A 16083-nucleotide genomic window follows, 5' to 3' on the forward strand; every position below is an offset into this window, starting at 1 on the left:
GCTATTAAGAAACATTATTAAAAGATTGTACTATGTGTGAACTCCTGGCAATGTCGGCCAATGTGCCAACCGATATTTGTTTTAGTTTTACCGGTTTAATGCAGCGCGGTGGCAATACCGGACCGCATAAAGATGGCTGGGGCATTACTTTTTATGAAGGCAAGGGCTGCCGTAGTTTTAAAGATCCTTTGCCAAGTGCCGAGTCGCCGATAGCGACCTTAGTGACTGAATACCCAATAAAAAGTGAAGCGGTGATCTGTCATATTCGCCAGGCTAATTCAGGTGCCGTGTGTTTAGAAAATACTCATCCGTTTATCCGCCAGATGTGGGGGAAAAACTGGACTTATGCTCATAACGGCCAATTAAAAGACGTTCATCAGCAACTTTCGATAAAATATCATATTCCTATTGGTACCACAGATAGCGAACACGCATTTTGTTGGTTGCTAGATCAGTTACATTTAAAATTTGCTCAGCAGCAGCCAAGCAATGACGAGCTGTTTACATTTATTGCTCAGCTTAGTGAACAGATCAATCGTTTAGGGGTGTTTAATTTAATTTTATCGAATGGTGATTGTCTGTTCGCGTTTTGTTCAAACAATCTACACTGGATCACCCGCAGAGCGCCATTTGGTGAAGCGAGCTTAATTGATGCAGAAATGATGGTCGATTTTCATAAAGAAACCACAGATAAAGATGTGGTCACTGTTATTGCTACCCAGCCGTTAACTGACGATGAAACCTGGCAAAAGATGCTGCCAGGTCAATGGCAGCTCTTTAGTTTAGGGGAGGTGATTGCCAGTGGTCAAACAAGGACAAAAAGCCCTAGTTAGCTATTGGGTTAGCTTGTTTATCGTTGTTTATGCTAACAGAAGTCAGTTGCGCCTCAAATTGCTCAACCCCCCCTTTGGCTTGATAAAGCTTAACCAATAAATAGTTTAATTCTGGTGCAAACCAAGCATAGGTAATACGTTTTTTTTCAATCACTTCACGTTTAAGTTTGATCGCTTTGACTAAGCCATAGGGTAACATGATCTCTTCTTCACCTTCATATTGGTAAACGTGATTTTTAATTTTACCTGAGCTGCTGATCACCGGATACACAAATAGCTTTTGCTCGGGATTTGCTATTAGATTTAAGCGATTTTGTAAGTGATAACTGAGTTTATCTTGGATATTAAATGGAAATTCTACATCGATTGTTTGCTTCTTTTTAATATCAGTAGCTTTATTATTTGCGATATCGTATTGCCATTCATAATACTTGTCTCTACCTGTACCTTCTCGATTAAACTGATAATGTACAGGGGTGACATGACCATTTTCGATCGTTACAACAGAAGTTTCTTTGCGGCTATCAGAAAATATTAACCATTCTATTTCTGTTTGGTAGCTGTATTGAATTTGCCCATTCGCGAGTTGGGTCAGTGCTCTGATCCCTTTACCGACAGATGAGCCTTTATGAAGAATACTGTATTCTGCGGTGAATGGCTTAACCTCAATGTTTTGATTTGTTGGTACTGTTTCTGCCCCGCTGACGCTCGAAAGTGTTGCCAGACAGCAAAAACACAGTGCTCTGATCATAAAGTATCCTAATTTTCTGGTGAGAAAAACTGTTATTCTTCGTTTGCGTAGCCTGATAACGGTAATGTCTTACCGTCGAGTACCGCTTTTTCATCTTGCATCATTAATCTATCTGAGCAGAACCATTTTACCACCAGCGGGTAAATACGATGTTCTTGCTGATGGATGCGGCTTGCCAGAATCTCTGCATCGTCTTCAGCAAAAATTGGTACTTTCGCTTGCAAAATTACCGGACCTCCATCTAGCTCTTCGGTAACAAAGTGCACGCTGACACCATGTTCTGAGTCGCCGGCATCAATTGCGCGTTGATGGGTATTAAGTCCTTGGTACTTTGGCAACAAAGATGGATGAATGTTCAATAATTTTCCTGAAAAATGTTGCACGAATTCAGGTGTTAAGATACGCATAAAGCCAGCAAGTATCACAAGATCAGGCTGATAAACGTCAATTTGTTCTATCAATGCTTGATCATAGCTTTCTCTGCTGACAAAGTCTTTGTGTGAAATAACCTGATTGGCTATTTGAGCATTGTCAGCACGGGTTAATCCATAAGCATCGGCTTTATTGGAAATTACTGCAACGACTTCTCCTGGATAGTCAGGCGCTTTGCAGGCATCAATAATTGCCTGCAAATTTGACCCGCTACCAGAAATTAATACAACAATTCGGCGGCTCATAGCTTAACCTTGATTAATAATAACTTGCTCTTGACCTGCTTGCATTTCAGCAATTTCACCAATATGCCAAGCTTTTTCACCATTGGCTGTTAAAATCGCTAAACTACTTTCAACTTGATCTGCTGGTACGGCGATGATCATGCCGACACCACAGTTAAAGGTGCGATACATTTCGTGGGTGGTGATGTTGCCTTTTTCTTGTAACCAGTTGAATATTTCAGGCCATTGCCAGCTGTCACCATTAATAACGGCTTGTGCACTTTCTGGTAATACACGAGGAATATTCTCCCAGAAACCACCACCGGTAATATGAGAGAGGGCGTGGACATCAACTTCTTTTAATAACGCTAATACCGACTTAACATAGATTTTGGTTGGCTCAATTAAGTGGTCAGCAATCGATTTACCCTTTAATAATTCGTTAGTATCGGTATTGTTAACCTCTAATACCTTACGAATTAATGAATAACCGTTCGAGTGAGCGCCAGATGATCCCAGGGCGATAAGTTGGTCGCCTGCCGCAACTTTACTACCGTCAAGCAGGCGTGATTTTTCTGCAACACCGACACAAAAGCCCGCGATATCATAATCACCTTGATGATACATGCCCGGCATTTCAGCTGTTTCACCACCAACCAGCGCACAGGCCGATTGTACACAACCTTCTGCAATGCCAGCAACAACAGCAGAAGCAACATCGACATCAAGTTTTGCTGTGGCGTAGTAGTCTAAGAAAAATAGTGGTTCAGCGCCTTGTACGATTAAGTCGTTAACACACATAGCAACCAAATCGATACCGACAGTATCATGCTTACCTAAATCAATGGCTAAGCGAAGTTTAGTACCTACGCCATCGGTACCGGCAACTAATACCGGTTCTTTATATCCGGTTGGAAGCTGGCAAACAGAGCCAAAACCGCCTAAGCCACCCATTACTTCAGGGCGAGTTGTACGTTTTACCGCACCTTTAATGTTTTCTACAAGCGCATTACCTGCATCGATATCAACACCAGCGTCTTTGTAGCTTAGAGACTGTTTTTCTTCACTCACGGGGAAACCTCTATTTGTTACCGTTTTAAAAAATGTCACTGACAAAGAGTTAGTCAGCTATAAAAGCGCATATTCTACCAGCGCAAAGGGGCGGTGAAAATCTTTAAAGGTAATTATTTTATTTAAATGATTTTTAGTGGCTAATTTAGCAAAGAGTTATGATAATATTCCGCTATGAAAAAATTATCTTTAACGGGAATGATGAGATATTGGCTTGTTTTTACAGTTAATTTACTGGTGTTGTTAACACAGTCAGTAGTTAATGCAGTAGAAGTTAAAGATTTATATGTTGCTAAAGTAGCGGTAAATTCTCAAAGTAGTAATGATCGTAATCTTGCATTAAAGCAGGCTTTACGGTCTGTGCTGGTAAAAGTTGGTGGTCAGCAGCAAGTATTGTCAGATGATGAGCTGAAGAAACAGTTAAATCGCTATAATAGTTTAGTGACTAATTATCGTTATGAACGAGCTAATGGCCAGCAGTACTTGCGCGCAAGTTTTGATCCCGCAAAAATTAACGATCTCTTTGTTGAAGCAAGTTTACCGATTTGGGGCAGTTTGAGACCACAAATCGTCTTATGGCTAATAAATGAGCAGGGATTGAAGAGAAACTTAGTTGTTCCTGAGAAAAATGACGAGTTAACTCAGGCAGTAACTGAGTTTATTGAATTACGTGGGTTACCAGTGGTGTTACCTAACGCTGAATTGGCCGGTGGTAGCCTCAGTATTTCTGATATCTGGGGACGTTTCCAACAGCCGTTGATTAGCGCATCACAGCAATATCTTGCTGAAGCTATTTTAGTTGTTCGTGTTTCTGATAATACTTTATTGTCGCAAGAACAGTTAACGATTGCAGAGCAATGCCAGTTACTGTGTCAACCCGCCATAGCGCTGGACTGGAGTTTTATTTCCACTGCTAATAATGATGAAACTCAGCAATTTAGTGAACGCTATTACGGTACCGAGCGCAGTGAATTGTTGAGTCAGGCACTAAATGATATCGCTGATGATTTGTATCAGCGCTATGCATTAACGACGGGTGACAATAACCAGTTTGAACTGGAAGTTGCTAACATTGATTCGTTAGCGCATTACGTTCAGGTAAAAGATTTTTTACAACAATTGTCCGCAGTGCAGTCAGTGAAATTAGTTAGTGCTGTTGGCATGACTCGGCGGTTTAATTTAACCTTGTTAGGATCAAAGCAAGCCTTGCTTGCTTCGTTAAAACTCAATAGCACGTTAAAGCAATATATCGACCCGTTAGCGCCTGAAATTCCGGGCAGTGTGCCTGTTTTTTATTGGGAGCAACATGAGTAAGATTGCTCAGTTAACCTTATCAGTACAGCTACCTGATGATGAAACATTTATAAGCTATCAAAGTATCACTAATCATACCGTGACTGATTTGCTTAAAGCGTTTATTAATGGGGCGCCTGCTCAAACAAGATCAGGCAAAGAAAAGCAGGTGACTGACGATAGTGTTAAAGGTTTTTATTTATTCGGTTTAACAGGGGTTGGTAAAAGCCATTTATTACATGCCAGTTGTGCTTATGCGCAAGAGCTGGGATTGTCATCGGTTTGTTTGTCTTTTTCTGAGTTGCAACAGTTATCAGTGGCAGTGCTTGATGGCTTAGAAACCATTGATGTGATTTGTTTAGACGATGTGCAGCTCATCGCTGATAACGCTCAGTGGCAACAGGCAGTGTTTGATTTATTTAATCGTGTCTTTGAGCATAACAAAAAAATTATTATTACTGGTGATAAAAGTGTTAATCAACTTGGCTTAACGCTACCGGACCTTGGTTCACGATTATCTTGGGGGTTGGTTGAGCAGCTAAAACCTTTGTCCGATGAAGAAAAATTAACCGCGATTCAATTTCGTGCTCAACAACGTGGTTTGTTGCTATCGGAAGAAGTCGCTCGCTTTTTACTCACGCGCTTATCACGTGAAATGAACAGTTTGTTGGATGCACTAGATAAGCTGGATAAGGCGTCAATAAGGGAACAGCGAAGAATTACTATTCCCTTTATTAAACAAGTGTTGCTTGAATCGTAACTCGCTTAATCAATATTATTTCCTGACTGTAAGCCGTTACTGAGACTTAGCTAACGGCTTTTAAGCGCGACTACCAAACTACTTATAAATAAAGCGTCGGTTTTGCTGATGACGATCGATACCATCTTGTGGCACGAGTCGAGGATCTTGAGGCTTACTTTGTTTCAGTAAGTGCTCAGCTAAAGTATTAGGTTTGATCTCATTAGGCTGTTCAATCACTAAGCTACCACTCCAATCTTTACTGATATCGAGTGCTTGTGGTGGTGCTAAAGCGTTTACATAATCTGATACCAGTGTGAGTTCAGGTAATATGCGTGAGCTCACAAATTCAACTCGCGGTTTGATCCATGACTCACCAATACGACCCCGTTGCCCCCAAAATATTTGTTGATAAGCTTGATCACTGACAGCAACATCACGCAACACGTTATAGCGTACTTGCATCATAAAACCATCAAATAATATTGCGTAGTCTTCACGCGTCGAGCTATAGCTATAAAACTGTGGTGCCCCCTCGGTTTTAAACATATTAGCAATATCATCTGGTGTATATGCTTGTTGCTGTTCACTGGCGGTTTCGCCATGAAATCGTACTTGAGCAAGTTGGGTTAGCTCGTTAGCGTCATCAGGATATAAAGGATCTAACGGGTAGACTTGCTGTAAATTATCAGACTGGATTTGTTGTTGATAAAATCGTTCATTAACGATTTTCAATAAACTTTTAGTTTTACTTATTGAATGCCAGCTTGTGCTTGGAAAAAAATCATTAGCGTGGGCTAGTTCATGATAGAGCAGAGATGCCATATCGTATAAGGCGCTGGATAGCGAGCGTGATAAACGATAGCTTATTGGTGCATAATAATTAGCATATTCGTTATTTTTGACATAACGCCATGGCATTTCAAACTGTAATTCGCTACCAAAAGCAGCGCGATAATCTGGTGCCTGATTAATGGTGTCTCTTTGCTCAGGAGTTTCCCATAAATCACTGGGATCGAGATAAATCGCTCCGGTATAGGGGTGATAGAAAGAAGGGCGGATATCGTACGAAATTACTATTGCTGTGGTGGCGCGCAGCAGGTTTTTAAAATCATGGTGTTGATTATCATAGCTTTGTAAAAACTGTTTAAACTGATCTCCCATCCATTGATGAGACACAATTACCCGATCCATTATATCGTCTATCGTTGGCGATTCGCTGATATGAGCAATAAGTGGTGTTTGGCTTAAGGTACAAGAATTATCATAACTGGCCTTATTAGAGTAGACGCAATCGATTAGTGTTTGACCCGCGGGAGAGCTAGCGTTATATAAAAAGACCTTGGCTTTTCGGTCGCTAAACGGGGAATCATTACTGGATGCTACCGGAATATCGCTGTTTTCCACTAAAATCGCAATATTATCGGAATAGCTTTCACCATTCGCTTCGCCTGAAACGGTAAATTGTAGCAAGGTATCTTTATCAACGGCGGGAGCGTCAAAAAACACTGCGACTTTGCCTTGAGTATCATTATCGGTATAAGTAACTGCTGGGCCTTCTGTTTGCCGCCAGTTTAAAGAAGCTGGATCTATAGTGATGCCGTTATCAGTCGTTACGGGGTAACTAATTAATGAGACGCCATTGCCTTCAATTACCGCATGTCCTAAGCGAGCGGTTAACAATGCTTGATTTTGGGCAACGGAAAATTGATAGCTCAGCTGCTGTGGTTGAGCATTTTCATTTTTATAACTGACGGTGAAACTATAGTCACCAGCGACTAGTGGGGTAAAACCTATCGCCTTACTGGTGTCTGCATAGAAAGTTAATGGCTCTCCAGATGTCTGTTGCCATTGAATATCACTGATTTTTTCATCTGGGGCCAATAATATCAGTTCGGTAGATTGACCAATATAAATTTCTTTATCTGGCTGAACTATATTGGTGTCTATCGGTTCACTGGTATTAATCGGAGTAGTCGGCGTAACTGTGCTGCCACTACTGCCATTACAGGCGATAAGCAATAACGATAAAGAAAAGATCGCAAGTCTATTATTCACTGATGCTCCTTATGCTACGAATAATTTAGTACTTGGCATTATCATAACATTAAATAAAGAATGTTAAATAGTTGTAAACGCTTATTTTTTCTTTCTAATACTTAACCCCAGTTCCTGACCGCGATATTTAGCGTAATAAGTGCTAGAAATAAACATCATGGTAGCAAATAATAATTCCAAAGTGGCCCAGATGATGTCAGATGCCGATACCCATAATGTGGTCAAACTATGTAAAAAATAGATCATGACGATAAAGTTTGACCAGGCATAAGTATATGGATTGCCTTGAACTAAGCCTTTTAAAGGAAATAGCAAAGGTAAAGTAAACATGGTTAGCGTTAATACGGGGGATAAACCGTCGGATGGATTGAGTAGCAGCAACCAAACTGGCATATAAAATAATAATGAAAAATAGCCGGTTAAGGCTATTTTTTTATGACTAGCTGTTGAAAGGTATCTTTTCATGGTTCGCCATTTAGTTAAAAAGTGATAATACGTTTTCAGGTGGTCGACCGATCACCGCTTGCTCGCCTTTGACCACGATAGGGCGTTCGATTAATTTTGGGGTATTGATCATGGCATTGATTAACGTTGCATCATCTGCATCTTTTAAGTTTTGCTCTTTGAATTCGGCTTCTTTAGTTCGCATCATTTCAATAGGAGTTACTGACAAATAGCGTAATAATTGTTTAATCTCAATTTCCGTTAATGGTGTTTTCAGATATTCAATCACATTAACTGGCTGGTTATTTTCTTCGATTAATGCCAGGGTTTGACGGCTTTTTGAACAACGAGGGTTATGGTAAATAGTTAACATAAATGTCTTTCTCTTTAATTTTACTTTGAAATAATGGTGTTAAATAACTTAGTTTAATCGCTTAAGTTTTTCTTCTTGCTCTTGCAATTGAATAATACGAGCTTTAATACGCTTTTTGATCAATGGCTTTTCATTGCCTTTTTCGTTAGCAAAATTATAGCCAGTTTGTAATTCATCTATCGCGCGTGGGTAGGCCCCCAATAGGGCTAACACTTCTGCTTTAGTGGCATGCATCATTGCCATATTCTTTTGCGCCTGGTATACCTGAGTTAGTAAATCGTTGGCTAGGTAGTTATTTTTATCTATCAATAGAAAGTCTTGCAGTACTTGCTCTGCTTGTTGGTATTTTTTTGCCGATAATAAGGCATTGGCGTAGTTGAGCGCCACCACCTGATTTTTCGGCATCAGTTTTTCTACTTCCGCCAACATCGCTAATGCAGCATCAAACTGTTCTAACTGGATGTAAGTATCTGTTAGCACATCAATATAAAACAAGTTATTGCGTTCTTGTGTTCTCAACTGCTCTAAAATTTCTTGTGCTTGTGAATATTGTTTGTTCTCAAAATAAGCGATAGCCAAACCATATTGCGCGACCGCCTGATAACTATATTGCTGTTTATCCAGTTTTGCTAAATACAATCTGATATTGTCTTTTGGCGTTGATTGATAGCGTGCCTGAATACGGGTTTTAGCTAACTCAAACGATAAGCTTGGCGCGATCTGAGGAGCGCCGAAATTTTGTGCTCTTACCCTAGCTTCAGCAATGCGAGACTCCGGCATAGGGTGAGTGAGTAACATCGCTGGCGGTTTACTGGTATAGCGATATTTTTCCGATAACTTTGCGAAAAAATTTGGAGCACCCATAGGGTTAAAACCACTGTTTGCCAGCAGTTGAATGCCAACACGATCAGCTTCTTTTTCATTACCTCTGGTGTAGTTAATTCCCGCTTGTTGTGAAGCTGCCATTGTCGTACTTAGCGCCGCCATACCGACGGTTGGGTTGACTAACGCTAATAATACCCCAGAGATCATGCCGGCCATCGTGAGTGGTTGGTTGCGACTACTCGCTTCCATTTTTCGTGCCAGATGGCGTTGGGTAACGTGGGAAATTTCGTGAGCAAGTACAGATGCCAATTCGCTTTCAGTAGTGGCCGTAGTGATCAAGCCGCTGTGGACACCAATATGACCACCAAAAAAGGCAAAGGCGTTAATTTCTTTATTGTTTATCAGGAAAAACTCAAAATTATAGTTAACGTCCTGAGCATGACGCACCATACGATTACCGAGATCGTTAATATATTCCGTTAAAATAGGATCGTGAATAATCGGCTGTGATGCTCGTAAATGGCGCATCATGGCATCACCGATTTGGCGTTCCTTATCGATAGATAGCACACTGCTACCTGCTGCGCCAATCTCGGGTAACTTATTTTTACTGTCTTGTTGCGCATAACCAAACGGTGAAGACAAAAAAACAGTTAATAAAGCTGTTGTGATCAAGGAGGTTGTTTTGCTCAAATTATTATTCTGCATCTTTGATTGAGTTATTGTGTAAATCTGAGGTATCGAACAAATTTTTTCTCTGGTGAATTTCCTGACAAAATTGCGCGATGTTGTAACCTTTGACGCTAACAATATCAAATGATTCATTTAAAATTTCAATTAATTGTAATATTTTTATATGAGCATATCTAAGTAATGCCATATCTGCCTGATCGCCCTTATTAAAAGCAAACTGGATAAAGGCAACCAAATTACTGGCTTTATATAATTTGCTCATGGCTTCTGGCTGCCATTGAATAAAGGGGCAGAGTGGATGATTATTTAATGCTGTAATAGCACCTTCTCCTTGCACTATTGGAACGCATTGGAGTTCATAGTTTTGCTCGTCATAAAAATGTTTTAACATTATTTTGGGCTTGATTTTGACTCGTATTTCCTGCGCTGGTCCTTGATAGCCTTGAAGCAAGTCAAGGTTCCAGTTATTTCTGTCGAGAATACGCTTAAACGCATTGTCAAAGCCGTGGATAAATAGACCGTCCAGTTCACTTACCGTATTTTGCGCCATATGATAAATTGCTGGAACATCCCCCCAGCAAATTTTTTTCTTAAAGGCGTTAATTTCTTTGAGGTTTGCATCGACAGATAATTCGCTCATTAAAACTCGTTAGCATTTTATGACAAATTGATTGTAATCAATTGTCGCAGAATAGATAATTAAACAAAAGTGCTGATGTAAATTTCTTTATGATCTATAAGTACGATGCAACCATGGATAAGTGCCCGCTACCTTTGGTTAAAATGCGGTTAATATTAAAAAAAATGACACAAATTGACCGCTGTATTATCCGTATTGCCGATAAAGGTTCTAAAACTGATATTCCTAAGTATTTACAAGAAAAAGGGTTTCAATACACAATGGCACAGCTAGATTCATCCGTGCTTGAATTAACAATAACAACAGGTAACTAGTTAAATGGTTTCGTTTTTTACTCAGTGGTATAAGCAAAAATTTTCTGATCCGAATGCCATCACTTTAGTCGTGATTTTATTAGCAGCATTTTTAGCGATTTATTTTTTAAGTGGTTTACTAATGCCGGTATTTGTTGCTATTGCTATTGCGTTTCTTTTAGATTTACCGGTTAACCGATTAGGCCAGTATGGTTTATCGAGAAAATGGTCGACTGTGGTGGTAGTTAGTGTATTCGTTGGAGTGACACTGTTGACGATGTTAGGGTTATTGCCGGTTATCTGGCAACAAAGTAGTAACTTATTACAGGAAGTGCCGGAGATGATCACTCAAGGGCAAAGTTACCTGTTAACCTTACCCGAAAAGTATCCGCAATTTGTTAAGGCGGAGCAAATTCAGTCGATGATAAGTATGGTGAATGAAAAAATTATCGAATGGGGGCAGGCGGCGTTAAAAGCCTCATTGGCGTCGATCTCAGACTTAGTCGCTTTGCTTATTTATTTGATCTTAGTGCCGTTAATGGTGTTTTTCTTTGTTAAAGATAAGAAGGAACTGTTAGCGAGCTTTAGCGTATTTCTACCGAAAGATCGTCGCATGGCGACACAAGTTGGCGATGAAATGAACCAGCAGATCATGAATTATATCCGCGGCAAAGTGATTGAAATTTTGATCATAGGCACGGTATCCACCATTACCTTTATTGCCTTAGGGTTAAATTACGCAGTATTGCTTGGTGTGTTAGTTGGCCTATCTGTTTTGGTACCTTATGTCGGTGCAACCATAGTGACTTTTCCTGTGATATTAGTTGCCTTGTTTCAATGGGGATTAGGCTCGGAGTTTGGCTATGTGTTACTCGCCTATGGCATTATTCAGGCATTAGACGGCAATTTATTAGTACCACTATTATTTTCTGAGGCGGTAAATTTACACCCGGTTACTATTATTGTTGCAGTGATTTTATTTGGTGGCTTATGGGGCTTTTGGGGAGTGTTTTTTGCCATTCCATTAGCAACCTTAGTCAAAGCAGTATTAAATGCCTGGCCGTCATCGACTGACTTTCCTGTCTCCTGAAGGTAAAATTTATAAATTAACAAGAAACCAAGATTAAAATAAATCTTGGTTTCTTTGTATTCTGCATAATGAGAGCGAAAGGCAGATCGAATTTATGAGACAATTAACCGGCCTTAGGGCATTTTTATTATTGACTAGTCATTCGCTGCTACTCATAGAGATATAAATCTATTAACTGGAGTTGTGGTGATATGAAAATATGGAGTGGTTTGCTTTTATATGGATTACAGCTGTATTTGCGAATGAAGTAATAAAAATTACTGCGTCTGAATGACCATCTTATTTTTTCCAATAAGTATCTTATTATGGGGATGTTAGCCATATTCTTTCTGAAGCTTTGCAGAAATTTGTATTTATTTTATATAAGGGCAAAGTCTTAGTGTAAAAATTTCGGATAAGATCCGAATTTAGGTGTTGTGGAGAAGTAACTGTCAGATATTAATAAATTTTGACTTATTATTCTGACAGTTAGCACTCAAGTTTATTCACTTAACTATTAGCCAGTACTTCTAAGACAACTTCATGGTGGTTTTTAGTTTTAAACTTGTTAAAAACATGGCTAATTTTGCCATCTAGGTCGATCAAGAAGCTGATACGATGAATACCGTCATACTCGCGGCCCATGAATTTCTTTAATCCCCAAACACCAAAATCTTCAGCGACTTTATGATCAACATCAGATAAAAGCGTAAAATTTAATTGGTCACGCTGACAAAATTTCGCTAATCGTTTAGGTTCATCCGGACTGATACCCAATACCACTGTATTATGTTGCTCCAGTGCCGCTTTACTGTCTCTTAAGCCTTGAGCTTGTACTGTACACCCTGGGGTCATAGCTTTTGGATAAAAATAAACTAATACCTGTTGTTTACCGATGAAATCAGCAAGGTTAACTAAGGCGTCGTTTTCATCTTTTAGACTAAATAAAGGGGCGTTATCGCCAACGGTGAGAGTTTTCATAATTATCCTTTATATTAAGTTTGAATTGCATTTAGTGATACGCCCTTGAACATCGATTTGTTCGCATAACTCAAAATAATCTTTTTCCAACTGTTCAATTGGCGTTTCTTGCGTCAAAGCAATGCGTATTATGGCGCTGTTTTGATTGGTTTCCGGATCAATTTCTGATTTTAACGATGAGATATCGATATTGCGAGCGGCGAAAAATGCGGTGATCGCTTTTAAAATTCCCGGTTGATCTATGCCGGCATATTCAGCAAGGTAATGCTCGGTATAGTCCTGCAATTTATAATCGGATGTCCGTTTCATCATAGTGATAAGTTCACGTTTAACGGCAACTGCAGGTATTTTACTTTCTATTTGATTAATGGCTTTTGCGCTACCCTTAAGTAGCATGATCATGGTAAATTCCAGACCAAATATTGCCATACGACTGTCCACAATGTTACAGCCGCATTCACTTGCCAGCTTAGTTAAGCTGCTAACACTCCCTGTTCTGTCTGCTCCCATCACCGTAACAACGAGATATTGCGACATGTTTGAACCTTCAGTATCGAAAAAAGCCGACATTGTAGCTTAAATGTTCAGGTATCGCATTAGCAATTATTCTTGTGTTTGTTTTTACGGGCAAGTACCATGTGCCATCAAAAATAAACAAGTGTGAACTTTATTTAAGATCGAGCGTCTATTTATCCACTTGAAATAATAGAAATACTGTCAAATTGGTATTGTTACCAATCGTGATTCAGAAGTTATCCGCGGGAGTTTTAATGGATCGTAAAATGTTTTGTTTTTCCTTGCTCAGTTTAGCTGTAGTAGGGTGTGGTTCGCTTAATAATAAGCAGGCAACTGGCAGTTTTGATTATGCTCAGCAACAAGAGGCAAGTTTATTAACTGTACCTGCAGGATTAGATAAGCCAAAACAAAGTAAAGAATATTTCATCACTGATGATATCAACCACCGTGGGCCAGTGGCAGAACAAATGGATGTTAGAGCACCATCGCTAGTGTTACCTGTTGCTGCATCTACTCGGGTTGAATCTAACAATGCACAAGCCAAAGTGTGGTTTGATCAGGTACTTGATGATACTAACATTCACGACTTTGTTTATCAGGCACTAGAGCAGCAGTTAAGTGATGACGGCGTAGTTATAGAGTTGGTTGATAAAGAAAATAACACCTACGAATCGCAATGGTATAACAATATCACCGAATCGGGATTTTGGTTGTTTGAGGAAATCGAATCAACAGAAAGTATGCGTTTTAGATTTCAATTTGAAATTAAACCACACGGTCGCAGTGTGGGTTTGACCGTTTCATTAGTAGATTATGTCAAAACTGATGAGTCGGGTGAAAATACAGAAATGAACTTGATTGATAAGCAGCGTGCTGAAATGGCAATGTTAAATGAAATCATCGGACAGGTTGATTATCAATACCGTAAGCACCAGCAGGAAAACCGTTTATTACGCGCCAATCAAAAATTAGTAACCTTAGGGGCTAATAATGAAGGGCAGCCGGCTTATATAGTTGAAATGGAGCAAGACCTGTTATGGTCGAATATGCCTATTTTCTTTGAAGATCATGGTTTTTCAGTCGCTGATCTCAATGAAACGAAGAAAGTTTATTATGTTGATTATGAAAAGCCTAACGTTAGTCTTTGGGATAAGCTTTGGGGTGATGAAGTTCCGGTAATTGAACTGGATAATCAACGCTATCAGTTTATTCTATCTCCAGCTCAGGATGATGCAGATAAAACTTCGGTCACTATTGTCGATGCTAATGGTCAGCCGTTAACCAGTGAAATGTTAGAGCGTATCTTTAACGTGGTTGAACCTGGATTATCTTTTAGAGAAGGGTATTAATCATTATTGTGTTGTAGGGACTTCAGGCTTTATGAAAGCGCGGTAACATATTCTTTTCGCTTAAACAGACACTGAAAAGACCAACACTGCAAATATAAAAAGCCAGTCGTTCGACTGGCTTTTTATATGCTGCTAGCACTTAAGCAAATGACTCATGGCTTTATTTCTTTGTTACTCGCCAAAATGCGATGCTGGCGACTACGAGTAAGATCATTGGGTAATAAGCACTCGACACCACTTCGATTGGCGATATTTTTAATGTGGTACCTAATAATAATGCCTGAGCACCATATGGCAGTAAGCCTTGGTTAATACAGGCAAATATATCTAGCAGACTGGCCGAGTGAGCAGGGCTGAGATCGCCATCGGTGGCTAAATCTTTTGCGGTATCGCCGGTAACAATAATAGAGACGGTATTATTGGCAGTAAAAAAGTTACAGCTAAAAGCAAGGCAGGCAATGCCTAAACCGGCTGCGCGTTTATGGTTGTTCGGATTAAGTTTACGAGCAAATTTTTCTACTGCATGAGTTAATGCCGCAAGACCACCTTGGCGTTTGATCAGTTCACTTAAACCGCCAATAAACAATGCGAGAATAAAAATATCCTGCATATTGGCAAAACCTTTACTGATGTCTTCGATCCAGGTCGCGAGCTGGTAACCATTAGTAAACATGCCTACGGCTGCTGCAAGTACAATACCGATAAGCAGCACTAAAAAGACATTCACACCTAATAATGCCAGTACTAAAATTACGATATAAGGCAATAAGCCAATGGCATTGGTTTCGCTAACCGCTTCGTGAGGTACTGATACCCCTAAGCTGGAAAAAATAGCCAAACAGATCAGCGCTGCTGGTACTGCAAATTTAAAGTTTACTTTAAATTTATCCTTCATATGGGCGCCTTGACTGCGGGTAGAGGCAATGGTGGTATCAGAAATAATTGATAAATTATCGCCAAATATTGCGCCAGAGATGATGACCCCGGCTACGACACTGGCATCTAAGTTTGCTGATTCAATAAATCCTAAGGCAATTGGCGCTATAGCTGCTATGGTTCCCATTGATGTACCCATCGCGGTCGATATGAAAGCGGCAACTAAAAATAAACCGGGTAAGATCAAATAGTCCGGAAACAGTGACAAGCCTAATTGCACGCTGGCGTCAACACTTCCGGTTGCTTTAGCAACTACAGCAAATGCGCCAGCGAGTAAGTAGATGATACACATAGTGATAATGTTTTGGTGGCCAGCTCCTTGAATAAACTGGTTAATTTGTTCGTTGATACTGTCTTTACCAAGCCAAATAGCAACCAGAATTGCAGGTATAATGGCGATACTGGCAGGTAGCTGATAAAAAGCAAAATCAATTCCCTGTAGTGTCAATACAACACCAGTGCCCAGAAATAGTCCGAGAAATACAGCAAAGGGAAACAAGCTGAGTAAACGTCTATTAACGTTATTGTTATTTTTATTAGTTGTCGTCATGGATTAATTATAA

At 39.8% G+C, this 16083-nt stretch carries 17 protein-coding genes; 6 read left to right on the top strand and 11 right to left on the bottom strand.

The window, feature by feature from the left end; genetic code table 11:
• Positions 1 to 32: 32 nt before the first annotated feature.
• Positions 33 to 833 (top strand): class II glutamine amidotransferase, encoded by an 801-nt coding sequence (locus tag QQK06_RS17365; RefSeq protein WP_284246059.1) that lies wholly within the window; start codon positions 33 to 35, stop codon positions 831 to 833.
• Here QQK06_RS17365 and QQK06_RS17370 read toward each other — a convergent pair.
• Genes QQK06_RS17370 through purM form a run of 3 tightly spaced genes read right to left on the bottom strand, consistent with a single transcriptional unit; the run spans position 826 to position 3311 of the window.
• The gene (locus tag QQK06_RS17370; RefSeq protein ID WP_284246060.1) at positions 826 to 1584 is read right to left on the bottom strand and encodes a DUF3108 domain-containing protein; all 759 of its coding nucleotides are present in this window, start codon (positions 1582 to 1584) and stop codon (positions 826 to 828) included. The genes QQK06_RS17365 and QQK06_RS17370 overlap by 8 nt on opposite strands.
• 32 nt (positions 1585 to 1616) lie before the next feature.
• Complete coding sequence (gene purN / locus QQK06_RS17375; RefSeq protein WP_284246061.1) at positions 1617 to 2261, bottom strand: phosphoribosylglycinamide formyltransferase; 645 nt, start codon at positions 2259 to 2261, stop codon at positions 1617 to 1619.
• 3 nt (positions 2262 to 2264) lie between these two features.
• Positions 2265 to 3311, bottom strand: a complete 1047-nt coding sequence (purM, locus tag QQK06_RS17380; RefSeq protein ID WP_284246062.1) for a phosphoribosylformylglycinamidine cyclo-ligase — start codon at positions 3309 to 3311, stop codon at positions 2265 to 2267.
• Between the two features lie 174 nt (positions 3312 to 3485).
• Between purM and QQK06_RS17385 the strand changes: the two genes are divergently transcribed.
• Together QQK06_RS17385 and hda are read left to right on the top strand one after the other, a co-directional pair.
• Positions 3486 to 4625, top strand: a complete 1140-nt coding sequence (locus QQK06_RS17385; protein WP_284246063.1) for a DUF2066 domain-containing protein — start codon at positions 3486 to 3488, stop codon at positions 4623 to 4625.
• Entirely contained in the window at positions 4618 to 5364 is a 747-nt protein-coding gene (gene hda, locus QQK06_RS17390; protein WP_284246064.1) for a DnaA regulatory inactivator Hda, read from the top strand. Before QQK06_RS17385 ends, hda begins: the two co-directional genes overlap by 8 nt.
• A 78-nt stretch (positions 5365 to 5442) precedes the next feature.
• Here hda and QQK06_RS17395 read toward each other — a convergent pair whose 3' ends face one another.
• The 5 genes from QQK06_RS17395 to QQK06_RS17415 form a co-directional block, all read right to left on the bottom strand.
• On the bottom strand, positions 5443 to 7401 hold the full coding sequence (locus tag QQK06_RS17395; protein ID WP_284246065.1) for a hypothetical protein: 1959 nt from the start codon (positions 7399 to 7401) through the stop codon (positions 5443 to 5445).
• A gap of 81 nt (positions 7402 to 7482) precedes the next feature.
• Positions 7483 to 7866 carry a DUF2069 domain-containing protein gene (locus QQK06_RS17400; RefSeq protein WP_284246066.1) on the bottom strand — a complete coding sequence of 128 codons (384 nt, stop codon included), beginning with the start codon at positions 7864 to 7866 and terminating at the stop codon, positions 7483 to 7485.
• A gap of 10 nt (positions 7867 to 7876) precedes the next feature.
• Positions 7877 to 8218 carry an arsenate reductase (glutaredoxin) gene (gene arsC, locus QQK06_RS17405; protein WP_284246067.1) on the bottom strand — a complete coding sequence of 114 codons (342 nt, stop codon included), beginning with the start codon at positions 8216 to 8218 and terminating at the stop codon, positions 7877 to 7879.
• Between the two features lie 48 nt (positions 8219 to 8266).
• Complete coding sequence (gene bepA, locus QQK06_RS17410; RefSeq protein ID WP_284246068.1) at positions 8267 to 9718, bottom strand: beta-barrel assembly-enhancing protease; 1452 nt, start codon at positions 9716 to 9718, stop codon at positions 8267 to 8269.
• Between the two features lie 22 nt (positions 9719 to 9740).
• Positions 9741 to 10376 carry a hypothetical protein gene (locus QQK06_RS17415; RefSeq protein WP_284246069.1) on the bottom strand — a complete coding sequence of 212 codons (636 nt, stop codon included), beginning with the start codon at positions 10374 to 10376 and terminating at the stop codon, positions 9741 to 9743.
• An 89-nt stretch (positions 10377 to 10465) separates the two neighbouring features.
• Between QQK06_RS17415 and QQK06_RS17420 the strand changes: the two genes are divergently transcribed.
• Together QQK06_RS17420 and QQK06_RS17425 are read left to right on the top strand one after the other, a co-directional pair.
• Positions 10466 to 10690, top strand: a complete 225-nt coding sequence (locus QQK06_RS17420) for a sulfurtransferase TusA family protein (RefSeq protein ID WP_284246071.1) — start codon at positions 10466 to 10468, stop codon at positions 10688 to 10690.
• Positions 10691 to 10694: 4 nt separating this feature from the next.
• Entirely contained in the window at positions 10695 to 11759 is a 1065-nt protein-coding gene (locus tag QQK06_RS17425) for an AI-2E family transporter (RefSeq protein WP_284246072.1), read from the top strand.
• Positions 11760 to 12248: 489 nt separating this feature from the next.
• On the opposite strand, the gene bcp is transcribed toward QQK06_RS17425, so the two are convergent.
• Together bcp and QQK06_RS17435 are read right to left on the bottom strand one after the other, a co-directional pair.
• The gene (gene bcp, locus QQK06_RS17430) at positions 12249 to 12719 is read right to left on the bottom strand and encodes a thioredoxin-dependent thiol peroxidase (protein WP_284246073.1); all 471 of its coding nucleotides are present in this window, start codon (positions 12717 to 12719) and stop codon (positions 12249 to 12251) included.
• 9 nt (positions 12720 to 12728) lie between these two features.
• The gene (locus QQK06_RS17435; RefSeq protein WP_284246074.1) at positions 12729 to 13256 is read right to left on the bottom strand and encodes a glycine cleavage system transcriptional repressor; all 528 of its coding nucleotides are present in this window, start codon (positions 13254 to 13256) and stop codon (positions 12729 to 12731) included.
• A gap of 233 nt (positions 13257 to 13489) precedes the next feature.
• Here QQK06_RS17435 and bamC point away from each other — a divergent pair, with 233 nt between their 5' ends.
• A complete protein-coding gene (gene bamC, locus QQK06_RS17440; protein ID WP_284246075.1) occupies positions 13490 to 14584 on the top strand; it encodes an NlpB/DapX family lipoprotein in 1095 nt (364 codons plus the stop codon).
• 160 nt (positions 14585 to 14744) lie between these two features.
• On the opposite strand, the gene QQK06_RS17445 is transcribed toward bamC, so the two are convergent.
• Positions 14745 to 16070, bottom strand: coding sequence for a Na+/H+ antiporter NhaC family protein (locus tag QQK06_RS17445; protein WP_284246076.1), 1326 nt, complete (start codon positions 16068 to 16070; stop codon positions 14745 to 14747).
• Positions 16071 to 16083: the final 13 nt, after the last annotated feature.

The organism is Thalassotalea insulae, from assembly GCF_030161395.1.
Lineage (GTDB): Bacteria > Pseudomonadota > Gammaproteobacteria > Enterobacterales > Alteromonadaceae > Thalassotalea_E > Thalassotalea_E insulae.

Coding starts and splice junctions, on each gene's coding strand:
- hda (WP_284246064.1), top strand. CDS start 4,618: ATGAGTAAGATTGCTCAGTTAACCTTATCAGTACAGCTACCTGATGAT.
- QQK06_RS17370 (WP_284246060.1), bottom strand. CDS start 1,584: ATGATCAGAGCACTGTGTTTTTGCTGTCTGGCAACACTTTCGAGCGTC.
- QQK06_RS17385 (WP_284246063.1), top strand. CDS start 3,486: ATGAAAAAATTATCTTTAACGGGAATGATGAGATATTGGCTTGTTTTT.
- QQK06_RS17420 (WP_284246071.1), top strand. CDS start 10,466: ATGATCTATAAGTACGATGCAACCATGGATAAGTGCCCGCTACCTTTG.
- QQK06_RS17425 (WP_284246072.1), top strand. CDS start 10,695: ATGGTTTCGTTTTTTACTCAGTGGTATAAGCAAAAATTTTCTGATCCG.
- QQK06_RS17435 (WP_284246074.1), bottom strand. CDS start 13,256: ATGTCGCAATATCTCGTTGTTACGGTGATGGGAGCAGACAGAACAGGG.
- arsC (WP_284246067.1), bottom strand. CDS start 8,218: ATGTTAACTATTTACCATAACCCTCGTTGTTCAAAAAGCCGTCAAACC.
- QQK06_RS17445 (WP_284246076.1), bottom strand. CDS start 16,070: ATGACGACAACTAATAAAAATAACAATAACGTTAATAGACGTTTACTC.
- purN (WP_284246061.1), bottom strand. CDS start 2,261: ATGAGCCGCCGAATTGTTGTATTAATTTCTGGTAGCGGGTCAAATTTG.
- QQK06_RS17365 (WP_284246059.1), top strand. CDS start 33: ATGTGTGAACTCCTGGCAATGTCGGCCAATGTGCCAACCGATATTTGT.
- QQK06_RS17400 (WP_284246066.1), bottom strand. CDS start 7,866: ATGAAAAGATACCTTTCAACAGCTAGTCATAAAAAAATAGCCTTAACC.
- bcp (WP_284246073.1), bottom strand. CDS start 12,719: ATGAAAACTCTCACCGTTGGCGATAACGCCCCTTTATTTAGTCTAAAA.
- QQK06_RS17415 (WP_284246069.1), bottom strand. CDS start 10,376: ATGAGCGAATTATCTGTCGATGCAAACCTCAAAGAAATTAACGCCTTT.
- bamC (WP_284246075.1), top strand. CDS start 13,490: ATGGATCGTAAAATGTTTTGTTTTTCCTTGCTCAGTTTAGCTGTAGTA.